The following is a 15,928-nucleotide window of genomic DNA, read 5'->3' as shown; positions in this document are numbered from 1 at the left end:
CCAGGCGCGCGCAGGCGGTGCTCACCGGCCCGGAGAGCCGATGGACGTGGCCGCGCCCGGTTGCGCGAAGCCGCCGTTGACGCCGACCACCGCCGCGCGGTAGGCGGGCGCCGAGGTGGAGACGCCGTCCCACACCGCCGAGCTGGTGCCGTTGCCGCCGTAGACCGCGCCGGCATGCGCGCCGTAGTTCGCGGTCACGCCGGCCGAGGGCTGCGACGACGGGACCGTGGCGCTGCCGCCCTCCACCGGGATCGCCGCTGCGCTGTAGTTGAAGCTGGCCACGACCTGGTTGTTGTTGTCGAACAGCACCACGGCATCGCCCGAGGCGCCCAGGCCCGGACCGTCCGAGGCCAGGATGAGCGGCGACGCCGTCAGGCCCCAGGCGGCCAGGAAGCCTGCCGTGTCGGCCGCGGCCACGACGACCAGCCGGCCCTGCGGCGGGATGGTGACCGTGGGCAGCGTGACCGCCTCGGTGGCGCTGGCGGAGTTGTCGTCCCACTTCCAGCCGGCCAGCACGGCCGGGCTGCTGCCGTAGTTGTAGATCTCGAAGAAGTCGCCGCCGGCCGCGTTGGAGTTGACCTCGGTGATCAGCAGCTGCGGCGGCGGCGTGGCCGCCGTGCCCTCGGTGCTGAAGGCCAGCGGGCTGGCGAGCGTGCCTGCGAAGGCATTGCCCGCGGCATCCTGCACCGCCGTGGCGGAGACCTGCACCGCATAGGCGGTGCCGGCCTGCAGGTCCAGCGTGGGGTTCAGCGTGACGGTGCTGCCGCTGAACGTGACCTGCGTGCTGTCGCTGGCCGCGATGCTGCGCACATCGCTGCTGCCGTTGGTGAGGGTGAAACTGCCGGCGCCCGCGCGCACGGCCTCGCTGAACTCCAGCACGATGTTGGCGCCCAGCAGCACGCCGGCGGCATTGGCCGCAGGCAGGGACGACTGCAGCACCGGCGCGGTGGTGTCGGCCACGCTGGTGAAGGCCAGCGTCTGGTCGCTGGCCACGGCCTGGGTGGCCAGGCCCGTGCTGTCCTTGAACACGCCGGCGGCGTACTGGACGCTGTAGCGCGTGCTGGGCGACAGGTCGGCCGCCAGGTTGATCCGGACGGTGCGGCCCTCGATGCTGACCTGGGTGGCGTCGGTGACCGCGATGGTGCGGGTGTCGCCGCTGCTGCCCACCAGCGTGATGTTGCCGGTGCCGGCGCCCACGGTGTCGCTGAAGCTCAGGTACAGGTTGCTGGCCAGGCCCACAGCTGCGGCCGAGCGCGTCGGCGTGTAGACCCACAGCTGCGGCTGCGAGGGGCTGCCGCCGCCGGTCTCGTTGGTCACGTACAGGTTCAGCTGCTTGTCCAGCGTAAGGCCTTCGTGGCCGAAGTTCGGCGCATTCGGCAGGTCCAGCCGGCTGTAGGTCTTGCCGGCGCGGTCGACCTTGAGGATGCGGCCATCCTCCTGGCCCAGCACCAGCAGGTGCGCGTAGTCGGGCGCGCTGCTCGCCACGCTGTTGGACAGCGCGTGCACGTCGGCGATGTCGGCCAGGCGCATCAGCGTCGGGTCGAACAGGTTGACCGAGCTGGCGGTGGTGGGCGAGCCCGTGGTGGCCGAGCCGTTGGAGGCGGTGCCGGCATTGAAGTCGATGGTGGTCTGGAACACCTCCTGTTCCGTCATTTCCTTGACGAAGATGTAGCCGCCGGTGAGCGGATCGCGGGTCACGCCCTCCAGGCCGATGTTGCCCACGGTGGCGCCGAGCTTGACGGTGCGCACGCTGGCGGCGTTGAGCACGGTGCCGGCCGTGTAGGTCACGAGCGAGGCGCTGCGCTCGCGCTCGTTGGCCACCACGAAGCTGTTGCCGCCGGCCCAGGTCAGGCCTTCGGGATCGGCGAACAGGCCGGCGGGCAGGTCCATGGTGTCGATCACGGCGCCGGCCTTGGACAGCTGGGTGATGTAGGTGCCTTCGTCACCGATGATGAACAGGCTGTCGGTGGCCTCGTTGTAGGTGACGGCCGAGACCTCCATGGCGATCTGGTTGGCGCCGGCCGCCGCGTTCACGGGCAGCGTGACGCGCTGCGTCAGCGTGTAGTTGGCCAGGTCCAGGCTTTCCTGGGGCGCCACGAAGGCCAGCGTGGGCGCGCCGAGTGCGACGGGTTCGGTGCCGCCATCGCCACCGCCGCAGGCGGCCAGCGCCAGCGTGGCGCCCAGGATCAGCAGGCGCTGTGGGAGGCGTCGGAACGGCGGAAGGGAAACGGGATCGGGGTAGGGATGTGCCATGGCGCAGGGTGGATGTGACAGCCGCGCAGGCTATGGCTACAAAAAGTCACGGACATGACACATGCGCGCGCCCCAGCGAAGCCGCGGCGCCGCGCGGGCGCGCACCCCTTGTCAGCCGTAAGGGCTTTCGAAACCCAGCCCGTGCAGGATTTCGGTCTCGCGCGCTTCCATTTCCTCGGCGTCTTCCTCGCCGGTCTCGTGGTCCCAGCCCTGCGCGTGCAGCGTGCCGTGCACGAGCAGGTGGGCGTAGTGCGCCTGCAGCGTCTTGCCGTTCTCGCGCGCCTCCTTCGCCACAACGGGCGCGCACAGCACGAGGTCGGCCGTGACCACGGGCTCCTGCGTGTAGTCGAAGGTCAGCACGTTGGTGGCGTAGTCGCGCTGGCGGTAGTCGCGGTTCAGCGCCTGGCCTTCCTCGGCGCCGACGATGCGCACGGTGATCTCGGCGTCCGCGTCCAAGGCGTGGCGGATCCAGCGCGCCACCTTGTGGCGCGGCAGCGCGGCACGGTGTTCGGCCACGCCGTCGAAGGCGGCGAACTGCAGCGACAGCTGCAGGTCGTTCAGAAGACCGCTCATTGGTGCACCCTTCGGCCTGCGGCCTGTCCCGCCAAGCGGGAGCGAGCTTGCTTGGGGCGGCCCGGCGCGGCGCTCATCGCGCACCCCGGCGTGTGCGCACCACCTGCTCTGCCGCATCGCGGCCGGGCGCGTCGGCATCGCCACCGCCGCCGCGCGCGTCGTAGGCATCGACGATGCGCGCCACCAGCGGATGGCGCACCACGTCGGCGCTGGTCAGCCGCGTGATGGCGATGCCCTTGACGCGCTTGAGCACCCGCTCGGCATCGATGAGGCCCGACAGCTGCTGCTTGGGCAGGTCGATCTGGCTCACGTCGCCCGTCACGACGGCCTTGGCACCGAAGCCGATCCGCGTGAGGAACATCTTCATCTGCTCGGGCGTGGTGTTCTGCGCCTCGTCCAGGATCACGAAGGCGTTGTTCAGCGTGCGCCCGCGCATGAAGGCCAGCGGCGCGATCTCCAGCGCGTTGCGCTCGAAGCACTTGGCCACGCGCTCGGCGCCCATGAGGTCGTACAGCGCGTCGTACAGCGGGCGCAGGTAGGGGTCGATCTTCTGCGCCAGATCGCCGGGCAGGAAGCCAAGCCGCTCGCCGGCCTCCACGGCCGGGCGCGTCAGCACGATGCGCTGCACGGCCGAGCGCTCCAGCGCATCGACGGCGCAGGCCACGGCCAGGTAGGTCTTGCCGGTGCCTGCCGGGCCGATGCCGAAGGTGATGTCGTGGCTGGCGATGTTGTCCAGGTAGGTGGCCTGGTTCAGCGTGCGCGCCTTGAGGTCGCTGCGGCGCGTCAGCAACGCGGGGCCTTCGGGGCCGCCAGAGACATCGCCATCACCCGCCAGCATGAGCTGCACGGTGTCGGTGGCGATCGGGCGGGCGGCGATCTCGTACATGGCCTGCAGCACCTCCAGCGCGCGCTGCGCCTTGGCCTTGGGGCCGTCGATCTTGAACTGCTCGTGGCGGTGCGCGATCTTGACCGCGAGCGCTGTCTCGATCTGGCGCAGGTGCGCGTCCATGGGGCCGCACACGTGGTCCAGCCGGGTGTTGTTGGGGGGCGTGAAGTTGTGGCGGACGATCATGGGATGCGATTGTCGCCGCGTACCATCCGCGCCCATGATCGGACGACTACAGGGCCTCTTGGCCGAAAAGAACCCGCCCCAGGTGCTGGTGGACTGCCATGGCGTGGGCTACGAGGTCGATGTGCCCATGAGCACCTTCTACAACCTGCCCGCGCTGGGCGAGCGCGTGACGCTGCTGACGCACTTCATCGTGCGCGAGGATGCGCAACTGCTCTACGGCTTCGGCACCGCGGCCGAGCGCAACACCTTCCGCCAGCTCATCAAGATCAGCGGCGTGGGGCCGCGCACGGCGCTGGGCGTGCTGTCGGGCCTGGGCGTGGCCGACCTGGCGCAGGCCGTCACGCTGCAGGAGAGCGGGCGGCTCATCAAGGTGCCCGGCATCGGCAAGAAGATCGCCGAGCGGCTGCTGCTGGAGCTCAAAGGCAAGCTGGGGGCCGACATCGGCCCGCACCAGGGCGCCACCACCGACCACCAGGCCGACATCCTGCAGGCGCTGCTGGCACTGGGCTACAGCGACAAGGAAGCCGCCGCCGCGCTGAAGGCCCTGCCCCAGGACGTGGGCGTGAGCGACGGCATCAAGCTCGCGCTGAAGGCCTTGTCCAAGGCCTGACACGCGCGGGCGGCACCGCCCGCTAAACTCGCCGGCCGCCCCCGCCGCCCGCCCTCAGCGCCGATCCGTCCCATGTTCACCTCCACCGATCCCGCCACCATTGCCCGGACCGTCGTCATCGGCGGCCTGCTCGTCGGCCTGGCGCTGGGCGCGGTCGGCCAGGCGAGCCGCTTCTGCATCCGCGGCGCCATCGCCGACTGGGTGATCTTCCGCGGCCCCGCGCGGCTGGCCTCCTGGCTGCTGGCCATCGGCGTGGGCGCGCTGTGCGTGCAGGGCCTCATCGGCGGCGGGCTGCTGGACGCGACCCGCACCATCGCCTGGTCGGACCGGCTGGCCTGGCTGTCCTGCGCGGTCGGCGGGCTGCTGTTCGGCTACGGGATGATCCTGTCCGGCGGCTGCCCGCAGCGCTGCCTGGTGAAGGCCGGCTCGGGCAGCCTCAAAGCCTTGATCGTGCTGGTGCTGGTGGCGATTGCCGCGCTCATGACGCTGCGCGGCGCCTTCGCCGGCCTGCGCGTGGACTACCTGGATGCCGCCGCACTGCCGCTGGCCGGCCCGCAGGACCTGGGCGGACTGCTGTCGCGCGCGTCCGGCGTGGGCGCTGCGGGCCTGCGCTGGGCACTGGCCGGGCTGATCGCCGCAGGCGCCTTCGCCTACGCCTGGCGCGCACGCCAGAGCCTGGATGCGGTGCACTGGGTCGGCGGCATCGGCGTGGGCCTGCTGCTGGGCGCCGCGCTGTTCATCACCGGCCACCTGGGCTTCCTGGCGGAACACCCGGAGACGCTGGAATCGGCCTGGCTGGGCACGCAGTCGCGCCGGCCCGAGGGCCTGTCGTTCTCCGCGCCCATGGCAGCGGCGCTGGACCTGCTCACGCTGTGGACCGACCGCGCCACCGTGCTGACCTTCGGCGTGGCCGTGGCGCTGGGCGTGCTGGTGGGTAGCCACATCAGCGCGCGGCTGCGCGGCGAGTTCCGCCTCGAATCCTTCACCACGCCGGGTGAGCTGGCCTCGCACAGCGCCGGCGCGCTGCTGATGGGTTTCGGCGGCGTGACGGCGCTGGGCTGCTCGGTGGGCAACGGCGTCACCGGGCTGGCACTTCTCTCGGCCGGCTCGGTGCTGGCCGTGGCCGGCATCGTGGCCGGCGCCTGCCTGGCTCTGACGGTGCAGGACCGGCACAGCACCGCCCGCGGCATCGGCACGCCGATGAAGCCGGCAGCCGGCCGCTGACCGCGATCAGGCGGCGGCGTAGCCCGGGTTGGGCAGGCCGCCCGTGAGCCGGGGCTCGTTCACCTTGCGCGGCGTGACCTTGCCGCCCTGCGCCTTGAGCCAGCGCTCGACGACCTCCCAGACCTGCGGATTGCCAGCCTTGGCAGCCTCCTCCGACACCGGGGCCCAACCGGCCACCTTGTAGGTCCGGCCGGCCTCGATGGGCTTGCCATGCAGCCGCATGTCCTCGATGCGCTTGCCGGCCGCGCCCAGGGGGTTGCAGCTGTACTGCAGCCCGCCCACGCGCACCATGTCGCCGCCCTGCTGGTAGTAGGGGTCGGGGTTGAACAGGTTGTCGCAGACGTCTTCCAGCACGGTCTTGAGCATTTCGCCCGACATCTCGGTCACGGTGGCGTACGAGTAGGTGGTGGCCGTCATGTCCATCAGCCACTCGCGCGTGATGGCCTGGCCGGGCAGCAGGCTGGTGCCCCAGCGGAAGCCCGGCGAGAAGGCGATCTCGGCGCCCTGCACGTCCATCAGCGCATCGAGCAGCAGCTGGTCGCCCGAGCCGTTGAAGTTGCCGCGCCGGTACAGCAGGCCTTCGGTGTGGGCCAGCACCTCGCCGAGCCTGCCCTCGTAGGGCGCGCGGATCTTGGTGATCAGCGCGCCCATGGCGGCGTCGGCCGGCAGCATGTTGGCGAACACCGGCAGCAGCCGGTAGCGGAAGTCCGCCACCTTGCCGCCCTTGACGTCGAAGTCCAGCACCCCGAGGAACTTGCCGTTGGAGCCGGCGTTGGTGACGATGGTCTTGCCGCCGCGGTTCTCCACCAGCGAGGCCACCGGCATGCCGTCGTGCGTGTGGCCGCCCAGGATGGCGTCCACGCCGCTCACGCGGCTGGCCATCTTGAGGTCCACGTCCATGCCGTTGTGGCTCAGCACCACCACCACCTGCGCGCCCTTGCCGCGCGCCTCGTCCACCATCTTCTGCAGGTTCTCGTCCTGGATGCCGAACTCCCAGTCGGCCACCAGGTAGCGCGGGTTGGCGATCGGTGTGTAGGGGAAGGCCTGGCCGATGATGGCGCAGGGCACGCCATTGACGGGGCGGATCACGTAGGGCTTGAACACCGGGTCGCCGAAGTCGGTGGTCTTGACGTTCTGCGCGACGAAGTCGACCTGGCCGGCGAAGTCCTTGTCGATGATCTCCTTCACGCGCTCCATGCCCAGCGTGAACTCCCAGTGGCCGGTCATCACGTCCACGCCCAGCAGCTTGGCGGCATCCACCATGTCCTGGCCTTTGGTCCACAGCGCCGTGGCCGAGCCCTGCCAGGTGTCGCCACCGTCGAGCAACAGCGCCCCAGGCCGGCTCGCGCGCATGCGCCGGACCAGCGTGGCCAGGTGCGCGAAGCCGCCGACCTTGCCGTAGCGCCGCGCCGCCTGTTCGAAGTCGAGGTAGGTCAGCGCATGGGCCTGGGCCGTGCCGGCGGAGATTCCGGCGGCCTTGAGCAGGTGCTCGCCCACCAGGTGCGGCAACCGGCCCTGCATGCCGGCGATGCCCAGGTTCACGCTGGGTTCGCGGAAGTGGATGGGCTGGAGCTGCGCATGGCAGTCGGTCATGTGCAGGAACGACACGTTGCCGAAGCGCGGCAGGTCGTACAGCGCATCGGAGGTGGCCGCGGCATCGGCCTCGCCCCAGCGCGCCAGGCCCATGCCGGCCACCGAGGCCGCGCCCATGAGCTGCAGGAACTCACGCTTGGTCAGATTCATGAATCAGCACTTGCTTATGGATTGGAGGTAAAAAATGTCCGCAGTCAAGCGATTGTTGAAATCAGCCTGATGGCCGGAAGTCTATATGGGGTGCGGGTTTGGCTCTACTTCGGGCCGCCTTGCGGGGCTGTGGCGTTGTGGGCTGGGAGCCACATAGGAGCTTCGCGGTAGAAAGCCCGAGCGTGCTGCATCGGGGGCGGTTGCCTGCAGGCGGTAGCCGCGTTTGGTCTTCATAGCCCAATCGGTCGCCGTCCTCCAGAATGAAGAACGCGCAGCCTTGGGCTGCGCGTTTGAGGGATGGCCGCCAGCGGAAACCGGCATCATCAGCTTGGCTTCGGCGGCGCGGCCTTGCCCGCGCCTCCCTTCCTGAATCCCCGATCTCCGACCATGAAGGCTTCTAGCATGTGCGGAATTAGCACCGTGGCATCGACCGCCTCGCCGTAGGTCTGCGCGTGCAGCGTAGCGTAGCGGTCGAGGTCGGCTTTCAGGCTGGCCGGGCAAGCAAAAGTCAGCTTCGTGGATTCCGTTTTCGGCAGCGGCCCGAGCCGTAGCTTGCGCGTCGTCATCGCGAAGTCCCCCTGTTGAAGAAAAGTGGCTGGTACGGCCGCAGCACCAGATCGCGGTTGACGATGATGCGAACCGGCAAGCCGGGGCGCTCCGTCAAGGTGGGCTGGATGTTGAGGTTGCGCCGGGTCATCTCCTGACCGACCTGATTGATGCTGTCCTGGGCGCTATCGCGGCCGGCGATGATGACGCGATCACCGTCCTGCCGGTTCTCCGGCGCAGCCAGTTCGGCACCGATGCCCAGTAGCGTCGTCAGTGCCGCACCGGCAAAGACGCGATCCCAATGCCAATCCACATCATCTTCCAAGCCGGCGTAGCCGGCCGGATCGGTGCCGGCCAAGTTGTCGAGCTTGAGCGAAGACGTGTCGGGCAGGATGATCCGGTTCCACACCACTTGCACGCGGCTCTGCCCGTAGCTGACCTGGCTGTTGTATTTGCCCAGGATGCGTGACCCCTGCGGGATCAGCAGGAACTTGCCGGTAGCCGTGTCATAGACCGGCTCCGTCACTGTGGCGATCACATCGCCCGGCAAGTCCGACTTGATGCCCGTCACCAGCGCCCCGGCGACCACCGTTCCGGCCATGACCTGATACGGCGACGCCGGCAGCGTCAGGTTGCCGGAATCACGGGCTTCCGTGGTTCCGGCTTTCTGGAATGCCTCTTTCTGGTCTTGCCGGTTCTGCACGGCGGTCGGGTCGGCGGGCTGGGCCGCCGTCGACGCAGGCCCGGCCGCCAGCGGGTCGAAGGCCGCATTGGCGGTGAAGCCCGGCGCAGCGGCTACCTGTGTCTGCGCCACCGGCGCGGCCTTCTGCGAACCAGAGCGGAAGAACACCGCCGATGCCGCTGCTGCTTCGGCTTCCTTGCGCAACGCGTCGTTGGGGTCGTTGCCGGGGGCCGCGTAGGCGGCCGTCACCGGCTGCTGCGACTTCACAATGGCCGGGCCAAGATCGCCTGGCAGCGGCGGCCCCAACTCCGGCACGGATGCCGCCAAGGGGGGCGGCAGCTTCGAGTAGTCCGCCGGCAGCGCGTCCAACCCTTCGGACTTCGAGACGCGATCGACGTTGTAAAGCTCGGTCTGCTCGCCTGCACCGCGCCGCTGCGGTTGCAGCGACCACATCAGCGCGCCGAGCACAGCGACCGAGAGACCGCCGACGAGGATGGCCAGCGTGCGCCGGTTCAGGCGCGTGACCGGGCGCGGTTGGGCGCGCAGCGCAACTGCCTCGGGTGCCACCTTGCCCGCATGCGGCGTGGCGAGGTCGGGAGTGTCGTCCTGGCTCATGGTCAGTTCCTCCGCGCCAAGCCATCCGTGCGTTCGATACGCACCACGTCACCCTTGTCGCCGCCCAGGCGCAGTTCGGCCGCGCCGAACAGCCGATCCACGATGTAGTAAGGCGAGCGAAAACGGTAATTCACCAGTTGTCCGTCGCCCTGCGCGCCGATGACGAACAGCGGTGGCAGCTCGCCTTGGGCGATTCCCGGCGGGAACTGGATATAGACCTTCTCGCCATCGTCGAAGGCGCGCAGCGGCTTCCACGGCGGATTGCTGCCTGAGACGGAATATCGGAAGCGGATCTTCTCCAGCGACAGTCCGGTATCGACCGGTGCGGCGGCGCTAGCCGCCTGCGACTGGCGCTGCAAGGCCAACATCCGGTCTTTTGGGTAGTCCCAGGACACCGACGCCATCCATGCCTTTTCCGTCGAGGTCAGTTCCAGCAGGTATGTTCTGCGACTGGTGGTGATGACCAAATTCGTCTTGAGGCCTGAGCGGATGGGCTTGACCAGCACATTGATGCGCATCGCGTCGCCGCTGCCGCTGGACGTGTCACCGACGATCCAGCGCACGGTATCGCCGGCTGCGACCGTCACTAGTTCCTCGCCCGGCTGCAAGGAAACCACGGTCACGCGTCCCGGCGCGGCATAGACTTGGTAGAGCGCACCATCGGTGAAGGGCCACACCTGAATCGCATTGACGTAGCCCTCGCGCGTGGGCGCGATGCGCGCCTCGGCATTGGCACGGGAAACGCGCACCTTCTCATCGGCCGGCTCCGGCTTAGCCGGGGCCGCGTCCAACTCGTGCAGCGGCTTCAACTGCGCTGGCAGCGCCAGCGGCTCGGGCATGGCGACGACTTCCACTGGAGCAGGCGGCTCCGGCAGCGGCTGTGCCTGCACCGGCTCATCGAGCGAAATGGACGGAGGCGGCTTGCCCTGCGAAGCGCAGCCCGACAGGGCCACCACGGTCAGCGCGAAAGCGTATAAGCGGAAAGACAGGTTCATGGCTTGGCTCCTTCAGAAGAATCCAGTTCGCGGCTCCACGACAGGCCGTTGACGTAGATACCCAGCGGGTTCTTGCGCAGGCGCTGTTCGGTGCGCGGGGTTTGCAGGACGGTGGAAAGCACCGCGTTCCATCGCTCGGTCCCGGCGGGGGCACCGTTGATGAACCGTTGCTCCGTCCAACGGACGTTGAACGAGGCATCGCTGGCGCGTACCACGCTGGTGATCTGCACCGTCACCGACTCGCGGCCAACACGGGCGAAAGGATCGTTCTTGCTGGCGTAGTCGTTGAGCACCGCCGCGCCTTTGTCGGTGGTGTAGTCGTAGGCGTCCAGCCAGTTTTGCCGCACCACGATGGGATCGATAGACAGCGAGCGCACCAGCGTCACGAAGCGCGCCAGGTGGTGCGCGATCTGCGCATCGGCGGGCCGGTACGGCGTGGCGGCTTCGCCGACGGCGCGCACCTGCCCCGACTGATCGACCTCGATGACGTAAGGGGTGACGATGGACTGCGCCGAGCGCCACACCAGGCCACCGGCCATCAGCAGCGCAAGCGTGAGGCAGCCGAAGGCCATAAAACGCCAGTTCTTGGCCTGGACGCGGGCCGAGCCGATGCGCTCGTCCCACACCTGCGCGGCGGATTGGTACGGGGTGGCAGGCTGCGGCGTGTCGGCATAGCGCACCTGCGGGCGTTTGAATCGCATAGGGTTCTCCTTGGTGGTCAGGTATCGGGTCACGCATCGGGGCGCAGGCTTGGGCCTTGCCCTGAGCCGCCGCCGTCGCCACTGCGCAGCGTGTGGGCTGCGGTGGTTGCGGCATGGGTGATCTGCTGGCGGCGGTGCATCCGCTTTGCCCAGGCGGGTTGCTCTTGCTTCGGCGCGCTGGCTGCGCCTTCGCCTGCGGCGGCCTGGCCGGAACCGGCAGCGCCGACATCCGCACCGTTCCATCCTGCCCGGAAGGAGTCGGCCACCTTCTGACCGGCAGCGGAAGCGCCCGATGCAGCTCGGCGGCCTGCCGCTTGCGCGCCGGTCTTGGCGACATTGCCGAGGCCCGCAGCCGCGCCTTTAGCCCCGCCGCCCGCAGCGGCGGAACCGGCCTGGAATGCGGACTTGGCGCTGCTGGCCGCCGACGTGGCGGCGCGTGCGCCGCTCCCGGCCAGCTTTGCGGCGGCCGGGGCCATGCGTGCGCCCGCCATGACGGCACCGCCCACGCCGGTCGCGGCGGCACCGATGGCAACACCCGTGCCTACCGCGCCGACGGCAGCGCCCGCCATCGCACCCGCGCCGAGCTGCGGCGCACCGGACACAAGGCCCGTGGCGATGCCGGGGCCGAAGATGCCCAGCGCCAGCAAGGCAAGCGAAGCCAGCATCACGACAAGCGCATGGTCGATGGAAGGCTCGTCGGGATGAACCTGGAACTCCGCGAACAGGCCCGAGCCGATGCCGACGATTACCGCCAGCACCAAGACCTTGATGCCTGACGAAACCACATTGCCGAGCACCTTTTCCGCGAGGAACGAGGTTTTGTTCCAGAGCGCAAACGGGATCAAGACGAAGCCGGCAAGCGTGGTCAGCTTGAACTCGATCAACGTGATGAAAAGCTGAACCGCGAGCACGAAGAAACAGAGGATCACCACCAGCCAAGCGATGAACAGCACCACGATGGGGTCGAGGTTCACGAACACTTCGGGGAAGCCGGCCATGTCACCGATCTGGTCGAGGATCGGCGCAGCGGCGTCGATGCCGGTCTTGGCAAGCCGACCCGGCTGCAAGAAGTTCTCCATCGTTATGGCCGAGCCAGTGGCGGTGATGCCTAGCCCGGCGAACGAGCGGAACACGATGCTCGACAGCCAATTGAAGTTACCGATGATGTAGGCGAAGGCACCGACGTAAAGCACCTTGCGCAGCAGCTTGGCGATCACGTCCTCGCCCTGGCCGGTCGCATGGCTCATGGCCCAATACAGACCGGCAATGGTCATGTCGATGACAATGAGAGTGGCCGTCAGGAACGCGACTTCGCCTTGCAGCAGACCGAAACCGGAGTCGATGTAGCGCGAGAAGGTATCGAGGAATCTGTCGATGATCGTTACGTCGTTCATGGCGTGTCCTCCGCAGCGGCGAGCGACGCATCACCTTCCGGCGCGTCGTCGGTTGGCGTGTCGAAACTCGCCGGAATCGGCGGCAGTTCTGCCAGCGTCCGGTATTCGTCCGGCCCAGTCTGGCCGGTGAAGAAGCGCCGCCGGAAGGCTTCGGCAGCGGCGCGACAGGTGTCTTCGCCTGCGGTTTGCCGGTCGGCTGCGCATTGGGCGCGCAGCGCCTTGAGCCGCACGGGATCGGCGGCCAAGGTGGCGGTCAGGTCTTCAGCCGGCTGCTGGCCGCATGCGGTCAGCAGCACGGCCAGCAGGACAGGAACGCATCGCATGGCCGCCTCCCGTCAGTTGTTGTAGAAGTTGACGGACTGCGGTGTGTACGGCGTGCCGGTGCCCAGGAAGCGCCGCCGCACTTCGCGGGCGCGCTCGGTGGCCGCTGCCTGCCGCGCCAGCTCCAGCGAGGCCGCCCTGTCTTGTGTGATCTGGAGCTGCTGGGCCTGGATGGACTGCTTGGCCTGCAAGGCGAGAAGCTGGTTCGTTGCCTGCATCGCTTGCAGCGCACCCGTGGCCGATTGGCTTTGGCTCACGAGGTCGGCCAGCGCGCTTTCGTCTTGCGTCAGGTTCTGCGACACCTGCGCCTGCATCCGCATCGCGGTGTGCAGGCCGTCGAGCGTGTTCTTCCAGCGTTCGCGTGCGTCCTGTGCCATGCGGTCGCCGCTGATGGTGGCGGCGTACTGCTCCGGGTACAGGCGCGAGAACGTGGCATCCATGCTCTGCACGTCGTAGGCCAGCCCTTGCGCCTCGGCAATCAGGCGTTCAGTCGTGGCGAGCGTCGAGCGCAGCCGGTTGACGATGTTGAAGTCGAGATTCGCCAGGTTGCGCGCCTGGTTCATCAACATCTGCGCTTCGTTCTGGAGCTGGTTGATCTGGTTGTTGATCTGCTCCAGCGTGCGGATGGCAGTCAGCGTGTTCTGCACCAAGTTGACGGGATCAACGAAAGTGAGCGCCGCCGCTGGCTGAGCGAGCATCAGCGAGCCGGCCAGCGCGGCGGCGAGCGAAACGGAAAGTACACGGGTCTTCATGGCGAAATCTCCAGGGGTTGAGTAGCGAGGAAAGAAGCCGCCGACGGCGAGGACGGCAGCAGGTCGGCGGCCCAATCGAGGCCGCGATGGCGTAGCCACGCACCGGCGAAGCCGGGAGCGCCGGCCTGCGTCAGCACTCGGTCAATGTCGCGTTGGTCTTGCGGTGTGGATGCGCCCGAGAAGGCGAGCGCGGCTGGCCCCAGGTCGAGGTCGAACAGACGATTGCCCAGGCGCGATTGGTAGTAGTAGTCGCGCTTGGGCTGCGCGGTGGCGACGATTTCGATTTGCCGACTGTTGAGGCCAAAGCCCTCGTAGACCGTGCGAATCTGCGGCTCGGTCGCCTGCGGGTTGGGCAAGAAAATCCGGCTCGCGCAGCTTTCGATGATCGCGGGCGCGATGGTCGAATCCTTGATGTCGGCAAGCGACTGCGTGGCGAAGATCACCGACACGTTTTTCTTGCGCAGAGTTTTCAACCATTGCCGGATGCGTGCCGCGAAGGACGGTTCATCAAGGAATAGCCAGGCTTCATCGAGAATCAGCAGCGTGGGAGCACCGTCGAAACGTGCATCGAAGCGGGCGAACAAGTAGCGCAGCACCGCTTGCACGGCGGCGGGGCTGTGCATTAGCTCTTCCATCTCAAAGCCCTGCACGTCGCCGCTGCCGAGCCGGTCGCGGTCGGCATCCAGTAGCTTGCCGTGCGCGCCGCCCAGCACATACGGCGACAATGCCTGCCGCAGCGCGTTCGATTGCAGCAGCACCGAAAGCCCGGTCATCGTGCGCTGCTCCACCGGCGCACCAGCGAGGCTGCCGAGCGCCGACCAAATGGCGGCTTTCTCGTCGGGGCCGACGGTCACGCCTTCATGCAGCAGGCGGCCTTCGATCCACTCGGCGGCCCAGGTGCGATAGCCTTCGCTGTCGATACGGGCCAAGGGCTGAAAGGCAATGGCGCCGTCCGCGCCGAGGTCGTAGTGTTCGCCGCCCAGGCCCAGCACCGTCGCCCGCATGGATCGCCCCATGTCGAAGGCGAAGATGCGCGAGCCGCCATAGCGGCGGAACTGCAAGGCGAGCATCGCCAGCAGGACAGATTTTCCCATGCCCGTCGGCCCCGCGACCAGCGTATGCCCCACGTCGCCGATGTGCGTCACCAGCCGGAACGGCGTCGCGCCATCCGTGCGCGTGACGATCAGCGGCGGGCCGTCGAGATGGGCGTTTTTCTCCGGCCCAGCCCACACGGCGGACACCGGCATCATGTGCGCCAGATTCAGCGTCGAGACGATGGGCTGGCGCACGTTGGCATAGGCATTGCCTGGTATGGACGACAGCCACGCATCGACTGCATTTAAGGTTTCGGGGATGGTGACGAAGCCACGTCCTTGGATGACACGTTCCACCATGCGCAGCTTTTCGTCGGCTACGGCAGGGTCGTCATCGAACACCGTCACCGTGGCGGTGAGGTAGCCGAAGGCGACTTGATCGCTGCCAAGCTCTTGCAAGGCGGCATCCGCGTCGGCCGCCTTGTTGCTGGCATCCGTGTCCACCAGCGGCGATTCCTGCTGGAAGATGGTTTCGCGCAGTAGCGCAATGACATTCTTCCGTTTCGCAAACCACTGGCGACGCAGGCGGCCCAGCTCCTTTTCCGCCTCGGCTTTATCGAGGCAGAGAAACCGGGTACTCCAGCGATAGGCAAAGCCCAGGCGATTGAGGTCGTCCAGCAGGCCCGGCCAGGTCGAGGTCGGAAAGCCCCGCACCGACACCACGCGCAGATGCTGGTCACCCAGCATGGGCGCAAGGCCGCCGACTAGGGCGGAATCGGCCAGCAGTGCGTCGAGGTGGAAAGGCACCTCGGGCACGGCCAGCCGGTAGCGCCGCGTGGACACCGTGGCGTGAAGATAAGTCAGCGTCGCGGCATCGTCCAACCAGACGATTTCTGGCATCACGCCATCGAGCAGGTCGAAAACCCGATCCGTTTCTGCCAGGAAGGCGTCAAGCCGACCGCGCCAGTCCACACCATCGCCCGGCGCGTGCTCGTAGAGCAGCTTGGCTGCACGAGCGCGGGATTCCTCCGGCGGCAGATAGGCTAGCGTCAGGTGATAGCTGCTTTCGTAGTGGTTCCCCGATTCCTCAAAGGCAGCGCGGCGTTCTTCGTCCACCAGCCAGGACAGCGGTTCGGGAAAGTCGGAATGCGGATAGTCCGCGGCCGACTGGCGCTCGGCTTCCACGAACAGCGCCCAGCCCGAACCCAGCCGGCGCAACGCGTTGTTTAGCCGTGCCGTCGTGGCGATCAATTCGCCCTGCGTGGCGCTGTCCAGATCAGGCCCGCGAAAGCGCGCCGTGCGCTGAAACGAGCCATCCTTGTTCAGCACCACGCCCGGCGCGATCAGCCCAGCCCAGGGAAGCCAGTCGGCCAGCAAGGCGGGCCGCTGGCGGTATTCGGCAAGGTTAAGCAT

14 protein-coding genes are annotated in these 15,928 nt (G+C 68.1%); 2 read left to right on the top strand and 12 right to left on the bottom strand.

Annotation, left to right across the window (positions count from 1 at the left end; genetic code table 11):
- Positions 1-21: 21 nt before the first annotated feature.
- The 3 genes from ACSQ4M_RS10285 to ACSQ4M_RS10275 form a co-directional block, all read right to left on the bottom strand.
- Entirely contained in the window at positions 22-2,253 is a 2,232-nt protein-coding gene (locus ACSQ4M_RS10285) for an Ig-like domain-containing protein (RefSeq protein WP_436189434.1), read from the bottom strand.
- Between the two features lie 111 nt (positions 2,254-2,364).
- Complete coding sequence (gene ybeY / locus ACSQ4M_RS10280; protein WP_436189433.1) at positions 2,365-2,826, bottom strand: rRNA maturation RNase YbeY; 462 nt, start codon at positions 2,824-2,826, stop codon at positions 2,365-2,367.
- Between the two features lie 73 nt (positions 2,827-2,899).
- Positions 2,900-3,898, bottom strand: a complete 999-nt coding sequence (locus tag ACSQ4M_RS10275) for a PhoH family protein (RefSeq protein WP_436189432.1) — start codon at positions 3,896-3,898, stop codon at positions 2,900-2,902.
- Between the two features lie 34 nt (positions 3,899-3,932).
- Between ACSQ4M_RS10275 and ruvA the strand changes: the two genes are divergently transcribed.
- A complete protein-coding gene (gene ruvA / locus ACSQ4M_RS10270) occupies positions 3,933-4,508 on the top strand; it encodes a Holliday junction branch migration protein RuvA (RefSeq protein WP_436189431.1) in 576 nt (191 codons plus the stop codon).
- 72 nt (positions 4,509-4,580) lie between these two features.
- Positions 4,581-5,732 (top strand): YeeE/YedE family protein, encoded by a 1,152-nt coding sequence (locus ACSQ4M_RS10265; RefSeq protein WP_436189430.1) that lies wholly within the window; start codon positions 4,581-4,583, stop codon positions 5,730-5,732.
- Positions 5,733-5,738: 6 nt separating this feature from the next.
- On the opposite strand, the gene soxB is transcribed toward ACSQ4M_RS10265, so the two are convergent.
- The 9 genes from soxB to trbE form a co-directional block, all read right to left on the bottom strand.
- Entirely contained in the window at positions 5,739-7,475 is a 1,737-nt protein-coding gene (soxB, locus tag ACSQ4M_RS10260) for a thiosulfohydrolase SoxB (RefSeq protein WP_436189429.1), read from the bottom strand.
- Between the two features lie 323 nt (positions 7,476-7,798).
- On the bottom strand, positions 7,799-8,041 hold the full coding sequence (locus ACSQ4M_RS10255; protein ID WP_004883121.1) for a DUF2274 domain-containing protein: 243 nt from the start codon (positions 8,039-8,041) through the stop codon (positions 7,799-7,801).
- Positions 8,038-9,318: a TrbI/VirB10 family protein gene (locus ACSQ4M_RS10250; RefSeq protein WP_004883119.1), complete on the bottom strand. Its 1,281-nt coding sequence runs from the start codon at positions 9,316-9,318 to the stop codon at positions 8,038-8,040. Before ACSQ4M_RS10250 ends, ACSQ4M_RS10255 begins: the two co-directional genes overlap by 4 nt.
- Positions 9,319-9,320: 2 nt before the next feature.
- Positions 9,321-10,313 (bottom strand): P-type conjugative transfer protein TrbG, encoded by a 993-nt coding sequence (gene trbG / locus ACSQ4M_RS10245; RefSeq protein WP_004883112.1) that lies wholly within the window; start codon positions 10,311-10,313, stop codon positions 9,321-9,323.
- A complete protein-coding gene (gene trbF, locus ACSQ4M_RS10240; RefSeq protein ID WP_004883108.1) occupies positions 10,310-11,014 on the bottom strand; it encodes a conjugal transfer protein TrbF in 705 nt (234 codons plus the stop codon). Before trbF ends, trbG begins: the two co-directional genes overlap by 4 nt.
- Before the next feature lie 29 nt (positions 11,015-11,043).
- Positions 11,044-12,408: a P-type conjugative transfer protein TrbL gene (gene trbL / locus ACSQ4M_RS10235; RefSeq protein WP_004883106.1), complete on the bottom strand. Its 1,365-nt coding sequence runs from the start codon at positions 12,406-12,408 to the stop codon at positions 11,044-11,046.
- Positions 12,405-12,731, bottom strand: coding sequence for a hypothetical protein (locus ACSQ4M_RS10230; RefSeq protein WP_004883103.1), 327 nt, complete (start codon positions 12,729-12,731; stop codon positions 12,405-12,407). Before ACSQ4M_RS10230 ends, trbL begins: the two co-directional genes overlap by 4 nt.
- Before the next feature lie 12 nt (positions 12,732-12,743).
- A complete protein-coding gene (gene trbJ, locus ACSQ4M_RS10225; RefSeq protein WP_004883101.1) occupies positions 12,744-13,481 on the bottom strand; it encodes a P-type conjugative transfer protein TrbJ in 738 nt (245 codons plus the stop codon).
- Positions 13,478-15,928, bottom strand: a complete 2,451-nt coding sequence (gene trbE / locus ACSQ4M_RS10220; RefSeq protein ID WP_004883099.1) for a conjugal transfer protein TrbE — start codon at positions 15,926-15,928, stop codon at positions 13,478-13,480. Before trbE ends, trbJ begins: the two co-directional genes overlap by 4 nt.

The sequence above is a fragment of the Pseudorhodoferax sp. LjRoot39 genome, assembly GCF_964253035.1.
In the GTDB taxonomy this organism is placed as follows: Bacteria; Pseudomonadota; Gammaproteobacteria; order Burkholderiales; family Burkholderiaceae_C; genus Pseudorhodoferax.
Note: the sequence above shows the minus strand (reverse complement) of the source record. Positions and strands in the feature narration are given on the sequence as shown.